17 protein-coding genes are annotated in these 16194 nt (G+C 30.0%); 12 read left to right on the forward strand and 5 right to left on the reverse strand.

From position 1 onward, the window contains the following. Nucleotide 1 precedes the first annotated feature (1 nt). Nucleotides 2-1306: an APC family permease gene (locus tag ACY2RX_RS08315; RefSeq protein WP_490103508.1), complete on the forward strand. Its 1305-nt coding sequence runs from the start codon at nucleotides 2-4 to the stop codon at nucleotides 1304-1306. An 81-nt stretch (nucleotides 1307-1387) separates the two neighbouring features. On the opposite strand, the gene ACY2RX_RS08320 is transcribed toward ACY2RX_RS08315, so the two are convergent. Next, the gene (locus ACY2RX_RS08320; protein ID WP_490103509.1) at nucleotides 1388-2422 is read right to left on the reverse strand and encodes an RluA family pseudouridine synthase; all 1035 of its coding nucleotides are present in this window, start codon (nucleotides 2420-2422) and stop codon (nucleotides 1388-1390) included. A gap of 103 nt (nucleotides 2423-2525) precedes the next feature. Continuing rightward, nucleotides 2526-3083 carry a PASTA domain-containing protein gene (locus tag ACY2RX_RS08325; protein WP_490103510.1) on the reverse strand — a complete coding sequence of 186 codons (558 nt, stop codon included), beginning with the start codon at nucleotides 3081-3083 and terminating at the stop codon, nucleotides 2526-2528. 92 nt (nucleotides 3084-3175) lie between these two features. On the opposite strand from ACY2RX_RS08325, the gene ACY2RX_RS08330 reads away from it, so the two are divergent. The 8 genes from ACY2RX_RS08330 (at nucleotide 3176) to ACY2RX_RS08365 (ending at nucleotide 11677) form a co-directional block, all read left to right on the forward strand. Beyond that, entirely contained in the window at nucleotides 3176-4159 is a 984-nt protein-coding gene (locus ACY2RX_RS08330; RefSeq protein WP_490103511.1) for a D-alanine--D-alanine ligase, read from the forward strand. A gap of 85 nt (nucleotides 4160-4244) precedes the next feature. Then, on the forward strand, nucleotides 4245-4706 hold the full coding sequence (gene coaD / locus ACY2RX_RS08335) for a pantetheine-phosphate adenylyltransferase (protein ID WP_490103512.1): 462 nt from the start codon (nucleotides 4245-4247) through the stop codon (nucleotides 4704-4706). A gap of 30 nt (nucleotides 4707-4736) precedes the next feature. Beyond that, on the forward strand, nucleotides 4737-5702 hold the full coding sequence (locus tag ACY2RX_RS08340; protein WP_490103513.1) for an energy transducer TonB: 966 nt from the start codon (nucleotides 4737-4739) through the stop codon (nucleotides 5700-5702). Between the two features lie 7 nt (nucleotides 5703-5709). Continuing rightward, entirely contained in the window at nucleotides 5710-7455 is a 1746-nt protein-coding gene (locus ACY2RX_RS08345; protein WP_490103514.1) for a M14 family metallopeptidase, read from the forward strand. An 84-nt stretch (nucleotides 7456-7539) separates the two neighbouring features. Continuing rightward, a complete protein-coding gene (locus tag ACY2RX_RS08350; protein ID WP_490103515.1) occupies nucleotides 7540-8571 on the forward strand; it encodes a lactonase family protein in 1032 nt (343 codons plus the stop codon). Nucleotides 8572-8607: 36 nt separating this feature from the next. Continuing rightward, complete coding sequence (locus tag ACY2RX_RS08355; RefSeq protein ID WP_490103516.1) at nucleotides 8608-9072, forward strand: (2Fe-2S)-binding protein; 465 nt, start codon at nucleotides 8608-8610, stop codon at nucleotides 9070-9072. After that, nucleotides 9069-11288 (forward strand): xanthine dehydrogenase family protein molybdopterin-binding subunit, encoded by a 2220-nt coding sequence (locus ACY2RX_RS08360; RefSeq protein WP_490103517.1) that lies wholly within the window; start codon nucleotides 9069-9071, stop codon nucleotides 11286-11288. The genes ACY2RX_RS08355 and ACY2RX_RS08360 overlap by 4 nt, the downstream gene beginning before the upstream one ends. Before the next feature lie 17 nt (nucleotides 11289-11305). Then, complete coding sequence (locus ACY2RX_RS08365) at nucleotides 11306-11677, forward strand: DUF2200 domain-containing protein (RefSeq protein ID WP_490103518.1); 372 nt, start codon at nucleotides 11306-11308, stop codon at nucleotides 11675-11677. 7 nt (nucleotides 11678-11684) lie between these two features. Here the strand turns inward: ACY2RX_RS08365 and ACY2RX_RS08370 are convergent, their stop codons facing one another. Together ACY2RX_RS08370 and ACY2RX_RS08375 are read right to left on the reverse strand one after the other, a co-directional pair. After that, nucleotides 11685-13313 (reverse strand): SulP family inorganic anion transporter, encoded by a 1629-nt coding sequence (locus tag ACY2RX_RS08370; RefSeq protein WP_490103519.1) that lies wholly within the window; start codon nucleotides 13311-13313, stop codon nucleotides 11685-11687. A 52-nt stretch (nucleotides 13314-13365) separates the two neighbouring features. Continuing rightward, entirely contained in the window at nucleotides 13366-13962 is a 597-nt protein-coding gene (locus ACY2RX_RS08375; RefSeq protein ID WP_490103520.1) for an NUDIX hydrolase, read from the reverse strand. Between the two features lie 7 nt (nucleotides 13963-13969). Between ACY2RX_RS08375 and pyrE the strand changes: the two genes are divergently transcribed. Then, on the forward strand, nucleotides 13970-14611 hold the full coding sequence (gene pyrE, locus ACY2RX_RS08380) for an orotate phosphoribosyltransferase (RefSeq protein WP_490103521.1): 642 nt from the start codon (nucleotides 13970-13972) through the stop codon (nucleotides 14609-14611). Between the two features lie 10 nt (nucleotides 14612-14621). Next, nucleotides 14622-15011 (forward strand): SRPBCC family protein, encoded by a 390-nt coding sequence (locus tag ACY2RX_RS08385; RefSeq protein WP_490103522.1) that lies wholly within the window; start codon nucleotides 14622-14624, stop codon nucleotides 15009-15011. Here ACY2RX_RS08385 and ACY2RX_RS08390 read toward each other — a convergent pair. Continuing rightward, entirely contained in the window at nucleotides 15008-15739 is a 732-nt protein-coding gene (locus tag ACY2RX_RS08390; protein WP_490103523.1) for a biotin--[acetyl-CoA-carboxylase] ligase, read from the reverse strand. The two genes, ACY2RX_RS08385 and ACY2RX_RS08390, sit on opposite strands and share 4 nt — an antisense overlap. An 84-nt stretch (nucleotides 15740-15823) precedes the next feature. Between ACY2RX_RS08390 and rsfS the strand changes: the two genes are divergently transcribed. Further along, nucleotides 15824-16192, forward strand: a complete 369-nt coding sequence (gene rsfS, locus ACY2RX_RS08395) for a ribosome silencing factor (protein WP_490103524.1) — start codon at nucleotides 15824-15826, stop codon at nucleotides 16190-16192. The last annotated feature ends 2 nt before the right edge of the window (nucleotides 16193-16194 follow it).

The following is a 16194-nucleotide window of genomic DNA, read 5'->3' on the forward strand; positions in this document are numbered from 1 at the left end:
AATGACACAGCATAGAAAGAGAAATAAAAACTTAGGTTTAGCAGAATTAATAGCTATTGCTCTTGGAGGAATGGTAGGTGGTGGAATATTTACAATACTAGGAATTTCTGTTTCTTTAATAGGAAACTTAACACCAATTGCAATTATTATAGGAGGATTAATAGCGTCTTTAGCGGCATATTCTTATGTAAAATTAGGACTGTATTACAAAGATGAAGGAGCAACGTATTCTTTTTTTAAACGCACTTTTCCTAATTCAAATTTCTTTGCGTCTGCAATTGGTTGGTTTATTATATTTGGTTACATAAGTACTTTGGCACTTTATGCTTACACTTTTTCTTCTTATGCAATTAGCAGTACAGAATTTGCTGATAATATTTATATTAGAAAAAGTATTGCAATTGGCGTAATTACACTCTTTACTTTAATAAATATTTGGAGTGTAAACGGAATGGGTAAAATAGAAGATTTAATGGTATATACCAAACTCGTTGTTTTAACTATAATTTCTTTTGTTTTAATGAATCACGGAACAACAGATTTTGGTTCGTTTATAGAGAATATGACTTTAGATTTAGAAAAATCAAGTGTTTTTTCTATTCTAATTGTTGCCTCTTTAACTTTTGTTGCTTACGAAGGTTTTCAATTAGTTATTAACGCAGTTAGTGAAATGACAAACCCAGAAAAGAACATACCAAGAGCAATTTATAGCGCAATTACTTTGGCAGTATTAATTTATGTTGTTATTTCTATGGGAGCATTATTTGCTATTCCAACAGAAGAGATTGTTAAAAATAAAGAATTTGCACTTGCTTCTGGAGCAGGAAATGTTTTAGGTAAGCTAGGTACAAATTTGGTGATTTTTGGAGCTATTTTAGCAACAAGTAGTGCAATTAGCGGAACTGTTTTTGGTTCATCTCGTCAAATGTCAGTCATTGCAAAAGATGGGTTTTTTCCTCGAATTTTATCTATTAGAAAAAATAGCAGTCCACAAAATGCAATTATTGCAATGGCGTTAATTTCAAGTTTGTTAATTTTAATTGGTGGATTAGAACTAATACTCGAATTTGGAAGTATTACCTTTCTCTTAGTTTCCTTATTAATGGCAATTGCTAACTTTAAAATAAGAAGTAAAACCAATTCTTCTACATTTTTAACGGTAATTTCTATAGTAGGTTTAAGTATTGGTGGCGTTTTAATTCTGTATTATGAATTTACAAATAACTGGCAACAAATGCTAGCTATAATTATATTGTATATTTTACTTGCTTTAGGAGCTTGGAAATTTTCAAGAACTAAAGGATAAAAACAAAATTAAAAAACCTATTTATTGATGATGTGATTTCTAAGCACAAACAAAATAACATAAAAACATTAGCGAATTATTTTAAATTTCTTCTTTAGAATGCTCAGAATACGTTCTCCATTTTTCTAAACAATCTGCTATATCTCGTGGAATTTCAGAATTAAATTGTAAAAATTCTCCCGTTGTTGGATGCGTAAATCCTAAGGTTTTTGCGTGTAAAGCCTGTCTTGGTAACACTTTAAAACAATTGTGTACAAACTGCTTGTATTTGGTAAAAGTAGTTCCTTTTAAAATGTCATTTCCACCATAACGTTCGTCATTAAAAAGAGTATGACCAATGTGTTTAAAGTGCGCTCTAATTTGATGTGTTCTACCCGTTTCTAATTTACATTGCACTAGAGTAACATACGTTAAACGCTCTAAAACTTTAAAGTGTGTAACAGCGTGTTTCCCAAAATCGCCATCAGGAAAAACAGCCATTTGCAAACGGTTTTTTAAACTACGTCCAATATTACCTTCTATTCTTCCTTCGTCTTCTTCAATATTTCCCCAAACCAAAGCATAGTATAAACGCTCTGTAGTTCTATCAAAGAATTGTTTAGATAAATGTGCCAATGCAAATTCGGTTTTTGCAATTACTAATAATCCGCTTGTATCTTTATCAATTCTATGTACCAAACCTGGTCTTTCATTAGTGTTGGTGGGCAAGTTTTCTATGTGATGCATTAAACCGTTTACCAAAGTTCCAGAATGATTTCCGTGCCCAGGATGCACCACCATTCCTGCAGGTTTATTAACAACAATTAAAGCATCATCTTCATAAACAATATCTAAAGGAATATCTTCTGCAATCAATAAATTTTCTTGAGGAGGATATGCTAAAACAACTCTAACAACATCATTTGGTTTTACTTTATGATTCGATTTTACAACCAGATCATTTACCAAAACATTACCAACTTTTGCAGCTTGTTGTATTTTATTTCTGGTGGCATTTTCTACAAAATTCATCAAAAATTTATCTACTCGTAAAGGTACTTGTCCTTCAGTAGCAACAAATCTATAATGCTCGTACAAATCGTCGTTTTCTATGTTTTGAGGTTGATTTTCTTGCATTTTTTTTATTTAGTGGCAAAGTTTTTTAACTAAGTTACAGAGTTACAAAGTAAAAAAGTTGCAAAGCTGAATAGTATTTTAGTTCTGCTAACTGCTAACTGAATTAATTCCCTCTACCATCACCTAAAACTAAATCTACAATAGAATTTAGCGGTAATTTATCTCCAGGATTTAATATTTTTCCTTTGTAACGTAAACCACGAACCACATTTTTACCAATATCGTTAACATAAGTAAAATCTGTACCAACATTTAAACCTTTAGAACGCAATTGAGAAGTAGCTTGTCTTTTTGTACGCCCGTTTAAATTAGGGATTGTTACATCTCTATATTTAGACGGATTTAAAGTTAAATAGATTTTACGTTTTTCTTTTACAAAATCTCCAGCTTCTGGGCTTTGTTCTATCACAGATCTTTTTGGGTAATTAGGGTTATAACTCGCACTATCAATCACTATAAAATCTAAATTAAGTTCTTTTAAATTTTTAGCTACATCTGTTAAAGACATCTTATGTAAATTAGGAACTTGAATTTTTTGATTGTGATTGGTAGAAAAACCCAACCAATATTTTAAGGTAAAAATAAAGACCAATAAACCAATAATTGCAATGGCAACTTGTTTAAAAAAAACCTTACTTTTTAAAAATTGAAAAACACTCATTTTTTGATTTTTAGAACACACAAATATATAAAAACTAAACGTTGCTATTTCTATTATTATTTTGATAAATTTGTTTTATTATTTTACAGTCAATGAAGAAGAACATCGCAATTGTTATGGGTGGTTATTCATCCGAAGTTAATATTTCTCTTAAAAGCGGAAACGTTGTTTATAATCATTTAGATAGAGAGAAATACAATCCTTTTAGGGTTCATATTTTAAAAGAAAAATGGGTGGCGTTAGATGATTCTGATAACGAATATGCAATTAATAAAAACGATTTTTCTTTTGTTTTAAATAATGAAAAAATCATTTTTAATTGTGTGTTTAATGCCATTCATGGTTCGCCAGGAGAAAACGGAATGTTATTGGCGTATTTTAATTTAATAGGAATAAAACACACTTCTGCACCATTTTATCAAATGGCATTAACGTTTAATAAAAGAGATACTTTAAGTGTTGTAAAAGAATATGGTGTAAAAACTGCTGTGTCTGTATATTTAAATAAAGGCGATGAAATTAATCTTCAAAAAATTATAGATAAAGTTGGTTTACCTTGTTTTGTAAAGCCTAATAATGCAGGTTCTAGTTATGGAATTTCTAAAGCACATACTTTAGAAGAAATGATGCCTGCAATTAAAAAAGCTTATAAAGAAGATTCAGAAATTTTAATTGAATCATTTTTAGAAGGTACAGAAGTTTCTGTTGGCGTAATTGAATATAAAGGAAAAACCACGGTTTTACCAGTTACAGAAATAGTTACAGAAAATGATTTCTTTGATTATGAAGCTAAATATGAAGGAAAATCTCAAGAAATTACACCCGCTAGAATTTCTAAAGAAGAGAAAATAAAAGTTGAAAAAACTGCCAAAAAGGTATATTCAATTTTAAATATGTCTGGTTTTTCTCGTTCTGAATATATTTTAGTAAATTGTGAACCATATTTCTTAGAAATGAATACAGTTCCTGGGCTTACAGAAGAGAGTATTTTGCCTCAACAAGCTAACGAAGCAGGAGTCTCATTAAAAGATTTATTTGGTAATGCCATAGAAAGTTCCCTCAATAGCTTTAAATAAAGAGGTGTTACCTCTTAAGTTTTAAGGTATTTTTCTATTTTTATCAACTATTAATTTCTATACTTCAAAGTATAAAAGAGGGTATATGAAAAGAGCAATATTTCCAGGGTCATTTGATCCCATAACTTCTGGTCATCACGATATTATAACTCGTGGTGTTACTTTATTTGATGAACTTATTATAGCCATTGGTGTAAATTCTAATAAAAAATATATGTTTTCTTTAGAACAACGTAAAAAGTTTATTGAAGATTCTTTTGCTGATAATCCAAAAATTAAAGTAGTTGCCTACAAAGGTTTAACTGTAGATTTTTGCCAAGAAAATAATGTGGAGTTTATTTTAAGAGGGTTAAGAAATCCTGCAGATTTTGAATTCGAAAAAGCAATTGCTCATACAAATAGAGATTTAGCTCCCATAGAAACTGTTTTTCTATTAACAGCCGCAAGTACATCTTATATATCTTCATCAATTGTAAGAGAAGTGATTAGAAATAATGGAGATTACACAAAATTAGTCCCTAAAAGTGTTAGAGTTGCAAAACAATAAATTAATACAATAACAATAAATCAAAACAAAATGAAAAAATTTATAATTGCATCATTAGTTATGATGATGTCATTTTTAGGGTTTTCGCAAAGTTCTTATTATAAAGTAGGCGATACGCTATATTATGCAAACAATAGAGCAACTTATGTAAAAACAAATACTTTAGTTGTTATAAAAGAAACCAATGTTGGTAAAAATAGTAATGTTTTTAAAGTTGAAAAATTTTTATTAGACAATACTAAAAATAAATATGTTTTAGACTCTAAATTTACTACCAATGGCTTACAATTATTAAAAGCCAATGGAGGTTTTGTATCTTTTCATAAAAATGGAAATAAAGCATCTGAAGGTAAAGTTATAAATGGTAAAAAAGGAAATGGAATCTGGACATATTATTATAAAAATGGAAAGAAAAAATCTGAAGAGAAAAGGTCTAAAGAAACTTTTTTTAGTGATGAAACTTACAATTTAATAGAGAGTTTTTGGGATGATAAAGGAGAACAAACTGTAACCAATGGTAATGGCTTTGTTCAATTTAAAAATGATGAAGGTTTATTTGAAAAAGGAAGTTATAAAAAGGGTTTAAAAAACGGATTATGGACGGCTTTTAACGGAAAAGAAAAAAAATATGAAGAAACTTACAAAAAAGGAAAACTTACCAAAGGAACAAGTTGGAACAAAACCAGTGATGAATTTTCATACAAAGAAGTAAATACACCTGCATTTTACAAAAAAAGAGATAATAGTGCTATAAGAAAATATGTTAGCAAAAGGTTTAATACAGAAACAGCCGGAATTAAAGGAGATATTTATGTTACTTTTACTGTTACTAAAGAAGGTTTTGTAAAGAATGTTAATGTAATTAGAGGTTTAAACCCTGAGTATAATAACGAGGTAAAAAAAATACTTTCAGAAATGCAAGGATGGACACCCGCAAAGAAAAGAGGAAAAACGTATAACTCTAACTATACTTTAGATTTACATTTCAAAGATTAAAAGTAATATGAAAAGAATTGTTGTATTACTTGTTTTTTTAACGGTTATTTCTTGTGATAAAAAAACAAAAAAAGAGTTAGATTTTACAACACTTTTCGAAAAATCAAAAGGAACAGAAACATCAAAATACAAAGACGTTATTTCTTATTATAAAGATTTAGCAGATGCGTATTCTGGAGTTTCTTTGTTTTCTTTTGGGCAAACAGATTCAGGAGAACCTTTACATTTAGTAGTTTATAGTCAGCAAGAAATTTTTAATGTTAATGAAATTAAAATAGCAACTAAAAATAGAATTTTAATTAATAACGGAATTCATCCAGGTGAATCTGACGGAATAGATGCTTCTATGCTTTTGATTAGAGATATTATTCAAAATGATTCTTTAAAAGAAAAATATAAAAATTCTATTATTTGTGTAATTCCTGTTTATAATATTGGCGGCGCATTAAATAGAAATTCTCATTCTAGAGCAAATCAAAACGGACCTAAAGAATATGGCTTTAGAGGCAATGCCAGAAACTACGATTTAAATAGAGATTTTATAAAACAAGATACTAAAAACGCGGCTGCTTTTGCAGAGATTTTTCATACAGTTAATCCAGATGTTTTTATTGATAATCACGTTAGTAATGGTGCAGATTATCAATATGCAATTACACATTTATTTACACAACATAACAAATTAGGAGGTAATTTGGGCAAGTTTATAGAAACAGAAATGCGCCCGAGTATAGAGGAATCTTTAGCAAAAAAAGACATCATTATTACGCCTTATGTGAATGTTTGGGGTAAAACTCCAGAGAATGGATTTTCTCAATTTTTTGATGCTCCAAGATATTCTACAGGTTATACAACTTTGTTCAATACTTTAGGGTTTATGGTAGAAACTCATATGTTAAAACCGTATAAAACACGAGTAGAACAAACTTATCAATTAATGCTATCTGCTTTAGATTTTACTGAAAAAAAATCAACCCAAATCAAAAAATTAAGAGCAAATGCTGTTGATGAGATATTGGCTAAAAAAACATATCCAATAAGTTTTAAAGTTGATGTAGAAAATTCAACAGAATTGCAGTTTAAAGGTTATGAAGCTGCAATTATTGATAGTAAAGTAACCTCAGGAAAACGTTTGTTTTATGACACCAATAAACCATTTACAAAGTCAACAAAGTATTACAATAATTTTTTAGTAACTAAAAAAATCACCATTCCTAAAGCCTATATTTTACAGCAAGGTTGGCATAAAATAGTAGATCGATTAAAAAACAATCAAATACAATTTTCAAGATTTAAGAATGATACCATTATTTCTGTAGAGGTAAATCATATTGCAGATTACAAAACAAGAACATCTGCTTACGAAGGTCATTATTTGCATTATAATACAACAGTAAATACATCAATTCAAAAAATAAATTTTAGAAAAGGCGATTTGTATATTCCAACAAATCAAAATGGAGTTCGTTATTTATTAGAAACTTTAGAAGCAACAGCAACAGATTCTTTTTTTAATTGGAATTTTTTCGACACAATTTTACAACAAAAAGAAGGGTATTCTGGCTATGTTTTTGAAGATGTAGCAGAAGAGATTTTGGCTAAAAATCCATCACTTAAAAAGAAATTTGAAGATAAATTAAAAAATGATGATGCGTTTGCTAAAAACCCAAGAATGCAACTCAATTTTATTTATAAAAATTCACCTTATTACGAGTCAGCGCATTTACGTTTACCAATTTTTAAACTATTTTAAATAATGAAATATGTCTCATTTTTATTTTTAGTAACAATTTTTTTTGGATGTCAAAATCGAAAATCAAAAGTTAAAAAACAATCTATGAGCACTACTTTTTATGTAGGAACATACACAAATAAAGATTCAAAAGGAATTTACAAATACCAGCTTTCTAAAGAAGGAAAACTAAAACAAATAGGTTTGGTTGCTAAAACAGAAAATCCTTCTTTCTTAGCAAAAACAAAAGATAATAAAACTTTATTGGCTGTAAATGAGTTAGATGAAAACGGTACTGGTTTTGTGTCTTCATTTGCCATAAAAAAAGATACTTTGCAGTTTATTGGCAAATCAAAATCAGGAGGAGCGCATCCTTGTTTTATTGCTGTTAATAAAGAAAATGATGTGTTAACTGCCAATTATACAGGTGGTAATATTGGGTTGTTAAATGTTGATGAATTGGGTAAATTATCAACATTATTAAATGTACAACAGCATTTTGGTAAAGGAACAACAGACAGGCAAAAATCACCTCACGCACATTCTACTTGGTTTCATCCTGCAAAAAACGAAGTTGTCTCTGTAGATTTAGGCACCAATCAATTGTGGTTTTCTAAAATTGATACTGATAAAAACAAATTGGTTTTTACAAAACAGAAGACTTTAAAAATGGCAGAAGGAGCTGGACCAAGACATCTAGTTTTTCATCCAAATAATAAATGGATGTATGTAATAAACGAATTAAACAATACAGTTTCATTGATAAAACAAAAAGAAGAAAACTATTATGTAGATTTCTCAATTTCTACGCTGCCAAAAGATTTTATGGGAAATAGTTTTACTGCGGATATTCATATTTCTGATGATGGCAAGTTTTTGTATGCTTCTAATCGCGGACATAATTCTATAGCAATTTTCGAAGTCAATCCTAAAAATGGTACTCTAAAAACGGTTGGTTTTGAAGCTGTTTTAGGAGATTTTCCTCGTAATTTTTCTCTATCACCAAACAACAATTTTTTGTTAGTCGCTAATCAAAATACCGATAACATTATTTCTTTTAAAAGAGATTCATTAACAGGCAAACTAACTTTTGTAAGTAAAATTTCTGCGCCAACACCAGTTTGTATATTGTTTTAAATTTTTATGTAACTTGTTGCTTTTAAAAAAATACAAGTGAGTAAAATTTTATCAATCAACGGAAAAACTTATACTATTGATGTACAAGATGATATGCCTTTATTGTGGGCAATTAGAGATATTGCTGGTTTAACAGGTACAAAATTTGGTTGTGGCGTTAGCCAATGTGGCGCCTGTTCTATTTTAATTAATGGTACATTAACAAAATCTTGTAGTATGCCAGTTTCTTATGGCGTTGGAAAAGAAATTATTACTATCGAAGGAACTTCAGAAAACCTAGAATTTTTACGCAAAGCTTGGAACGATGGTAATGTGCCACAATGCGGATATTGTCAGTCTGGGCAGTTAATTGCAGCTACATCATTATTAGATAAAAACGCAAATCCAACAGATAAAGATATAGATAATGCTATGAGTGGCAACATTTGTAGATGCGGAACCTATACAAGAATTAGAAAAGCAATTCATAAAGCTGTTGCGCTTAAAAACGAATCAATATGAGTAAAATTCAGCAAATAAATCGTAGAGATTTCGTAAAATTATTGGGTTTAACTTCTGGCGGAATTCTCTTAGGATGTAATATTTCTTCAGATAAAAAAGAATTTATTCCGCAAGCGGATAAAAAAACATTTTCGCCAAATTTATTTGTTCAAATTCAAAAAGATGGAAACATTACTTTGCTAGCATCTCGTTCTGAAATGGGGCAAGGAATTAGAACGTCTTTAACCTCTGCAATTGCAGATGAATTAGAAGCAGATTGGAAATATATTACTGTAAAACAAGCAACAGGTAATGCAAAATATGGCAATCAGAATACAGACGGTTCTAGAAGTGTAAGAACTTTATTAAAACCAATGCGCAAAATGGGAGCAACAGCAAAAGCAATGCTAATTACTGCTGCTGCTAAAAAATGGAATGTGTCAGAAACAGCTTGTAAAGCAGAAAATCATTACATTGTAAATAAAGTTACAAAAGATAAAATTTTCTACGGAGATTTAGTAGATGAAGCATCAAAAGTTACAATTCCTGATGAAAAAAACATCAAATTAAAAAAAGTTGAAGATTTTAAATACATAGGTAAAACTTTAAAAAGTGTCGATTTAAAAGATTTTACACACGGAACAGCAAGGTATGGAATTGATGTAAGAATTCCGAATCTAAAATTTGCGGCAATTGCTAGATGTCCTGTTACTTTTGGTACTGTTAAAACTGTAGATAAATCGGATGCAGAAAAAACTGCAGGTGTAGAAAGTGTTTTTCAATTAGATAGAATTGTGCCGCCAACAGGTAAGTTTTTTGGAGCTTTAGGAGGTGTTGCAGTCATAGCAAATAATACTTGGGCGGCTTTTCAAGGAAAACTCAATTTAAATATTGAATGGAATTATGGTAAAAATCATTCTTTTGATTCTGAAGAGTTTACAAAAACGATAACAAAGAGAGTTCAAAAAAAAGGAAAGTTAGTTCCTGGGAGTAGAGGCAATATAAATTCTGCTTTTAAAAAATCAAAAAATATAGTTGAAGCCACTTATAACGTTCCTTTTTTGGTACACGCTCCTATGGAAGTTCCAAATGCAACAGCTTGGTTTCAGGGTGATAAAATTGAAGTTTGGGCACCTGTTCAAGATCCGCAAACTGCTAGAGCAGAAATTGCTCACTTTTTTGAAGTTCCGCTAGAAAATATTACAATTAACGTTACTTTTTTAGGTGGTGGTTTTGGTAGAAAATCAAAATCTGATTTTGTGGTAGAAGCTGTGGCGTTGTCAAAAAAAATAAATGCGCCAGTACAAGTTGTTTGGACTCGTGAAGATGATGTAAAACACAGTTTTTATCACGCTACAAGTGCACAATATTTAAAAGGTTCTTTAGATAAAAACGGACAAGTTTCTGGATGGTTACAACGTGTTGCATTACCATCTATAACATCAAGTTTTAAACCAATGTCAGATTACGCAGCAGGTTTTGAGCTTAATCAAGGTTTTACAAATAATCCTTATAACTTAGAGAATTTTCAATTAGAAAATGTAAAAGCAGCGTCTCATTTAAGAATAGGTTGGTTGCGTTCTGTAGTTAATATTCATAGTGGTTTTGGTAACAATTCTTTTGTTGATGAATTGGCTTTTGCAGCAAAAAAAGATCCTGTTCAATTTCAATTAGATTTAATAGGAAAAGATAGAATTATTAAAGGAAGGTCTAAGTTTTCATATCATTCTAAAAGAATGAAAAAGGTATTAAAGAATACTGCTAAAATTGCTAATTGGGGCAAAAATTTACCAAAAAATCACGGTTTGGGAGTCGCAATTCATTATAGTTTTTATAGTTATGTAGCCACCATTGTAGAAGTTTCTGTTAAGAATAATAAAGTAAAAGTAGAAAATATTTGGACCACCATAGATTGTGGTTTGGTATTAAATAAAGATAATGTAAAAAATCAGTTAGAAGGTGCAGCAATTTTTGGAATGTCTTTAGCGTTGTTTGGCAAAATTTCAGTAAAAGAAGGAGCCGTAGAACAACATAATTTCTTTGATTATCAAATGACAAGAATGAAACACACTCCAAATATTTATATTGATATTATTGATAATATGGATGAAAAACCAACAGGAGTAGGAGAACCTGGAGTTCCTGTAATGGCACCAGCAATTTGTAATGCAATTTTTAATGCTTCAGGTAAAAGAGTTCGCTCTTTGCCTATTATAGAGGAAGGATTTATGGTGTAATTTTAAATTTATAAAAAATGAAAGATACAAGTCATCATGATGAACGAGTTGCAAATATGAAGTTTGCGTCTGTTTATCCACATTATATTACAAAAGTTGAAAAAAAAGGGAGAACTCAAGAAGAATTACTACAAGTTATAGAATGGTTAACTGGTTATGACCAGAAAAAAATCAATCAGTTTATCCAATCAAAAATTACTTTTAAAGAGTTTTTTGATGGCGCTACTTTAAACCCTAATGTGTATTTAATTAAAGGTGTAATTTGTGGTTATAGAGTTGAAGAAATAACAAACCCAATAACAAAACAAGCCAGATATTTAGATAAGTTAATAGACGAATTAGCTAGAGGTCGTAAAATGGATAAGATTTTACGAACTCCCAAAAAATAATTATTTGCTAAAATTGATACTCGTTTAAAGGTTTAGGAAAATCTTCAGGGTTTGCTGCTAAATGATAACGGGGATCATCAATAGCTTCTTCAATAATATCTGTATAAATTGGGCTAGATTTGTATAGCAACAACTTACAATCTTCACTTAAATGCTTTAAAGTTATTTTTTTACCTGCTGCTTGATATTTTTCTACCAAAGCAAAAATGGCTTCTATTGCAGAATGATCCGAAACGCGAGCTTCTACAAAATCGATTTCTACTTTTTCGGGGTCGTTTTTCACATCGAATTTGTCATTAAAAGCAGCAATGCTTCCAAAGAATAAAGGTCCCCATATTTCATAAATTTTAGTGCCATCATCTTTAAAACGTTTTCTAGCTCTAATACGTTTAGCGTTTTCCCAAGCAAAAGCCAAAGCAGAAACAATTACACCAGCAATAACTGCAATTGCTAAATCAAAAATTACGGTTAAAGCAGAAACTAAAATTAGTACAAAAATATCTGTTCTAGGTATTTTGTTGATGATTCTAAAACTAGACCAAGCAAACGTACCAATAACTACCATAAACATAACGCCAACCAAAGCCGCAATAGGAACTTGCTCAATGTAAGAAGATGCAAAAAGGATAAACATTAGTAAGAAAACGGCTGCTGTAATTCCAGATAAACGTCCACGTCCACCACCTTTTATATTAATAATTGATTGCCCAATCATTGCGCAACCACCCATTCCGCCAAACAAACCAGTAATAATATTTGCACCACCTTGTGCCATACATTCACGGTTTGAATTTCCACGCGTTTCAGTTAAATCGTCAATTAAATTTAAAGTCATTAAAGATTCTATTAAACCAATGGCGGCTAAAATTCCTGCATAAGGTAAAATGAACCAAAATGTTTCCATATTTATAGGGATGTTAGAAAAAGTTTCTAAAACAGGAACAGGAAACCCACCTTTTAAGCCTTCTCCACCACCATCTCTAATAAAAGAACCAACCGTAGCAACATCTAAATTTGAAAATATTACAATACCTGAAACAACCAAAATTGCAATTAAAGCTTCAGGTAATTTTTTGGTTGCTTTAATTTTAGGTAAACCCCACATTATTAACATAGTTAAACCCACCAAACCAATCATATACCATAAAGAATTACCTTCTAACCAAACTTTTTCTCCGTTAACAGTTTGTTTAAACATACCTAATTGCGATAAGAAAATAACAATTGCCAAACCGTTTACAAATCCCATCATTACTGGGTGTGGAATTAAACGAACAAACTTACCCAATTTAAAAACACCAGCTAAAATTTGTATGATTCCCATTAAAATTACGGTTAAGAAAAGGTAATATAAACCTAAATTTTCTTCAGGATTTCCCATAGCATTTCCTTCAGCAACTAAAGAAACCATAACAACAGCTAAAGCACCTGTTGCGCCAGAAATCATTCCTGGTCTACCTCCAAAAATAGACGTAATTAAACCAATCATAAACGCAGCATATAAACCCACAAGCGGATCTACACCTGCCACAAAGGCGAAAGCCACTGCTTCAGGAACTAATGCTAATGCAACTGTGATTCCTGATAAAACATCATTTCTTACGTTTTTTACACGTTTGGTAATAAATTCAGTCATAATTATTGGTAGTTTTTAGAAGTCGGCAAAGATAGTAGGTTTTTTTAGAAAACTAACTTTCTTTAAAAGTATCATACACTAATTTTATATTGGCATATGAATTTTTAAAAATCTCTTTAATTTCAGTCTCATTTTTAAATCCAACTTCTGTTATTCCTTCTTTTATTTGAGGAATTAATTTTTTGTTATAATCAGAAGTCATTAAAAACCAGTGTGTTTCTTTTAATTTTATGCCTTTATGAAAGTAAATATGATAAGTTGTTAATAAAGGTTTAATCAATTTTAATTTTTTGATGCCACATTCTTCCTCAACTTCTCTAATTGCAGCAATTTCTTGGGTTTCTCCTTTTTCAATCCATCCTTTAGGTAAATCCCAAACAGCATTTCTGTAAATAAACAAAACTTCTTTTTTAGAATTTAAAACCAAGCCACCAGCTGCAGGAATTACTTTCATATTTTTAAGAAATGATTCCCAATCGCTCTCTAAATCAGTAGAATATAAATTGATGCCTTTAATCTCTTTATTTTTTATTTGTGCAATAATTTCATCAAAAGAGATGTTTTTAAAAGAATAAACAGGGAAATTATTTTCTTTTTTAGTAGAAGAAGTGATAATTATCTGCGCATCATTTACAAAAACTTTATACATTTGCGGTATGATTTTAAACAAAGATACGGCAAAAAAAACGGCTGAGCTTTTATTGCAAATTAAGGCAATAAAATTAAGTCCAAGCAAACCATTTAATTGGGCATCAGGCTGGAAATCGCCCATATATTGCGATAACAGAATTACATTATCTTATCCGCCAGTTCGTGTTTTTTTAAAAGAAGAAATTGCAAAAATTGTTGAATTAGAATATGGTAAACCAGATGTAATTGCTGGTGTTGCTACAGGCGCAATTGCTATTGGAATTTTAGTAGCTCAAGAATTAGGAGTTCCTTTTATTTATGTAAGACCTGAACCAAAAAAACACGGTAGAAAAAACCAGATTGAAGGTCATTTAGAAAGTGGACAAAATGTGGTTGTTATTGAAGATTTAATTAGTACCGGAAAAAGCAGTTTAAATGCAGTCGAAGCTTTAAAAGAAGCAGGAGCTAGAGTAAAAGGAATGGTAGCTATTTTCTCTTATGGATTTAATGTGGCAGACAAAAATTTTGATGAAAAAGGAATTCGTTTAACTACGTTAAGTAATTACGAAAACCTATTAGAACAAGCTTTAGATAGTAATTATGTTACTGAAAAAGAGTTGGCTACTTTAAATGATTGGAGAGAAAATCCTAGTGAGTGGAAACAATAAATTTAAGAAAATGAATATAAACGGAAATACAGTAATTTTAGAAAAACCGGCTAAAGAAGTCTTTATGTTTTTTACCAAATTAGAAAATTTTAAAGAAATTATGCCAGAGAATATTCAAAAATTTGAAGTGGATGGAGATTCATTTTTATTTGGATTACCAGGGATGCCAGAAATTAGATTGGTGTTAAAAGAAAAAACGGAATTTTCTAACATTACTCTAGGAGCTGCAAGTAGCAAATTACCTTTTACTTTGGCTGCAGATATTAATGAAATATCCGAAAATAAAACAGAAGTACAACTAAAATTTGATGGAGATTTTAACCCAATGATGGCAATGATGATTAAAAAGCCATTAACCAAATTTGTAGACACGCTTACAGAAAATATTGGCAAACTTTAAAGAAAAGAAATTTCTTTAATTCCGAATTCTTTTATAGATTCATCTTCTAATTCAATTAAAAGATTACCCACATCAGAAATTCCGGAAATCATACCCATAAAAATTTCATCCTTACTATTTTTAAACATAGTAGGGATGTTTTTTTTGTACAAAACTTTTAAATAATTGTCTTCTAAAAATTTAAATTTTTTGTCTTCTAATAACTTTATTTTTTCTTGAATTTTTATTAGAATATCTTTTAGTAAATCATCTAAATTAAATTTTTTTGATGTTGCTAATTTTAATGAAGTAGCATTTTTTAGGTAACTAGGAAATATTTCTTGGTTTACATTCAACCCAATTCCTATCACAGAATTTTTAATACTGTCACCTTTAAATGTGTTTTCTATTAAAATACCGCAAATCTTTTTATTTGCTGACAGAATGTCGTTAGGCCATTTTATAGAAAGTTTAGGAGTTTTTTTATCAAAAAGCACCTCATAAATAGATGATGAAATTGCAAAACTTAAATATTTTTTTTGAGTAATTTTTAAATCATCAAAAGTTATAAATATACTGAATGTAAGGTTTTTGTAAGGTTCAGTAATCCATTTTTTTTCTTGTTGCCCTCTTCCTTTTGTTTGTTTTTCTGTTACTGCAACAGTAAAATTTTTGAGTGTAGAATTTTGTGCCAAATCCTTTAAAAAAGAATTTGTAGAATCAATGGCACTAAGTTTGATTATTTTCAATTGTTAAATAAAGTGTAAACTACCGTAATAATACATAAAATACTCGCAAAAAAATAATAACTTTGCGTTTAATTAAAAAAGTTAATGACAAAAAAACAAGTAAGTACAGACAATTTAATTGCTGTAATCATAAAAGGGATTGATGATGTAAAAGGAGAAGACATTCAATTACTAGACTTACGAGATATAGAGAATACCGTTTGCGATTATTTTGTAATCTGCTCAGGTAACTCAAACACACAGGTAAATGCAATTTCTGGTTCAATTCAAAAAGCGGTTAGCAAAGAGTTGAAAGACAAACCTTGGCACATAGAAGGACAAACAAATTCAGAATGGGTTTTAATGGATTATGTAAACGTTGTTGTACATATTTTTCAGAAACACATTCGCGATTTTTACGATATAGAGAGCCTTTGGGGAGATGCTAAAATAACAGAAATAAATCCAGTTTAATT

Source organism: Polaribacter sp. 2405UD43-2 (genome assembly GCF_058147125.1).

What these genes read in the sequence shown, in the direction of transcription:
- ACY2RX_RS08315 (WP_490103508.1), top strand. Translation starts at nt 2, where the DNA reads ATGACACAGCATAGAAAGAGAAATAAAAACTTAGGTTTAGCAGAATTA.
- ACY2RX_RS08320 (WP_490103509.1), bottom strand. Translation starts at nt 2,422, where the DNA reads ATGCAAGAAAATCAACCTCAAAACATAGAAAACGACGATTTGTACGAG.
- ACY2RX_RS08325 (WP_490103510.1), bottom strand. Translation starts at nt 3,083, where the DNA reads ATGAGTGTTTTTCAATTTTTAAAAAGTAAGGTTTTTTTTAAACAAGTT.
- ACY2RX_RS08330 (WP_490103511.1), top strand. Translation starts at nt 3,176, where the DNA reads ATGAAGAAGAACATCGCAATTGTTATGGGTGGTTATTCATCCGAAGTT.
- coaD (WP_490103512.1), top strand. Translation starts at nt 4,245, where the DNA reads ATGAAAAGAGCAATATTTCCAGGGTCATTTGATCCCATAACTTCTGGT.
- ACY2RX_RS08340 (WP_490103513.1), top strand. Translation starts at nt 4,737, where the DNA reads ATGAAAAAATTTATAATTGCATCATTAGTTATGATGATGTCATTTTTA.
- ACY2RX_RS08345 (WP_490103514.1), top strand. Translation starts at nt 5,710, where the DNA reads ATGAAAAGAATTGTTGTATTACTTGTTTTTTTAACGGTTATTTCTTGT.
- ACY2RX_RS08350 (WP_490103515.1), top strand. Translation starts at nt 7,540, where the DNA reads ATGAGCACTACTTTTTATGTAGGAACATACACAAATAAAGATTCAAAA.
- ACY2RX_RS08360 (WP_490103517.1), top strand. Translation starts at nt 9,069, where the DNA reads ATGAGTAAAATTCAGCAAATAAATCGTAGAGATTTCGTAAAATTATTG.
- ACY2RX_RS08365 (WP_490103518.1), top strand. Translation starts at nt 11,306, where the DNA reads ATGAAAGATACAAGTCATCATGATGAACGAGTTGCAAATATGAAGTTT.
- ACY2RX_RS08370 (WP_490103519.1), bottom strand. Translation starts at nt 13,313, where the DNA reads ATGACTGAATTTATTACCAAACGTGTAAAAAACGTAAGAAATGATGTT.
- ACY2RX_RS08375 (WP_490103520.1), bottom strand. Translation starts at nt 13,962, where the DNA reads ATGTATAAAGTTTTTGTAAATGATGCGCAGATAATTATCACTTCTTCT.
- pyrE (WP_490103521.1), top strand. Translation starts at nt 13,970, where the DNA reads ATGATTTTAAACAAAGATACGGCAAAAAAAACGGCTGAGCTTTTATTG.
- ACY2RX_RS08385 (WP_490103522.1), top strand. Translation starts at nt 14,622, where the DNA reads ATGAATATAAACGGAAATACAGTAATTTTAGAAAAACCGGCTAAAGAA.
- rsfS (WP_490103524.1), top strand. Translation starts at nt 15,824, where the DNA reads ATGACAAAAAAACAAGTAAGTACAGACAATTTAATTGCTGTAATCATA.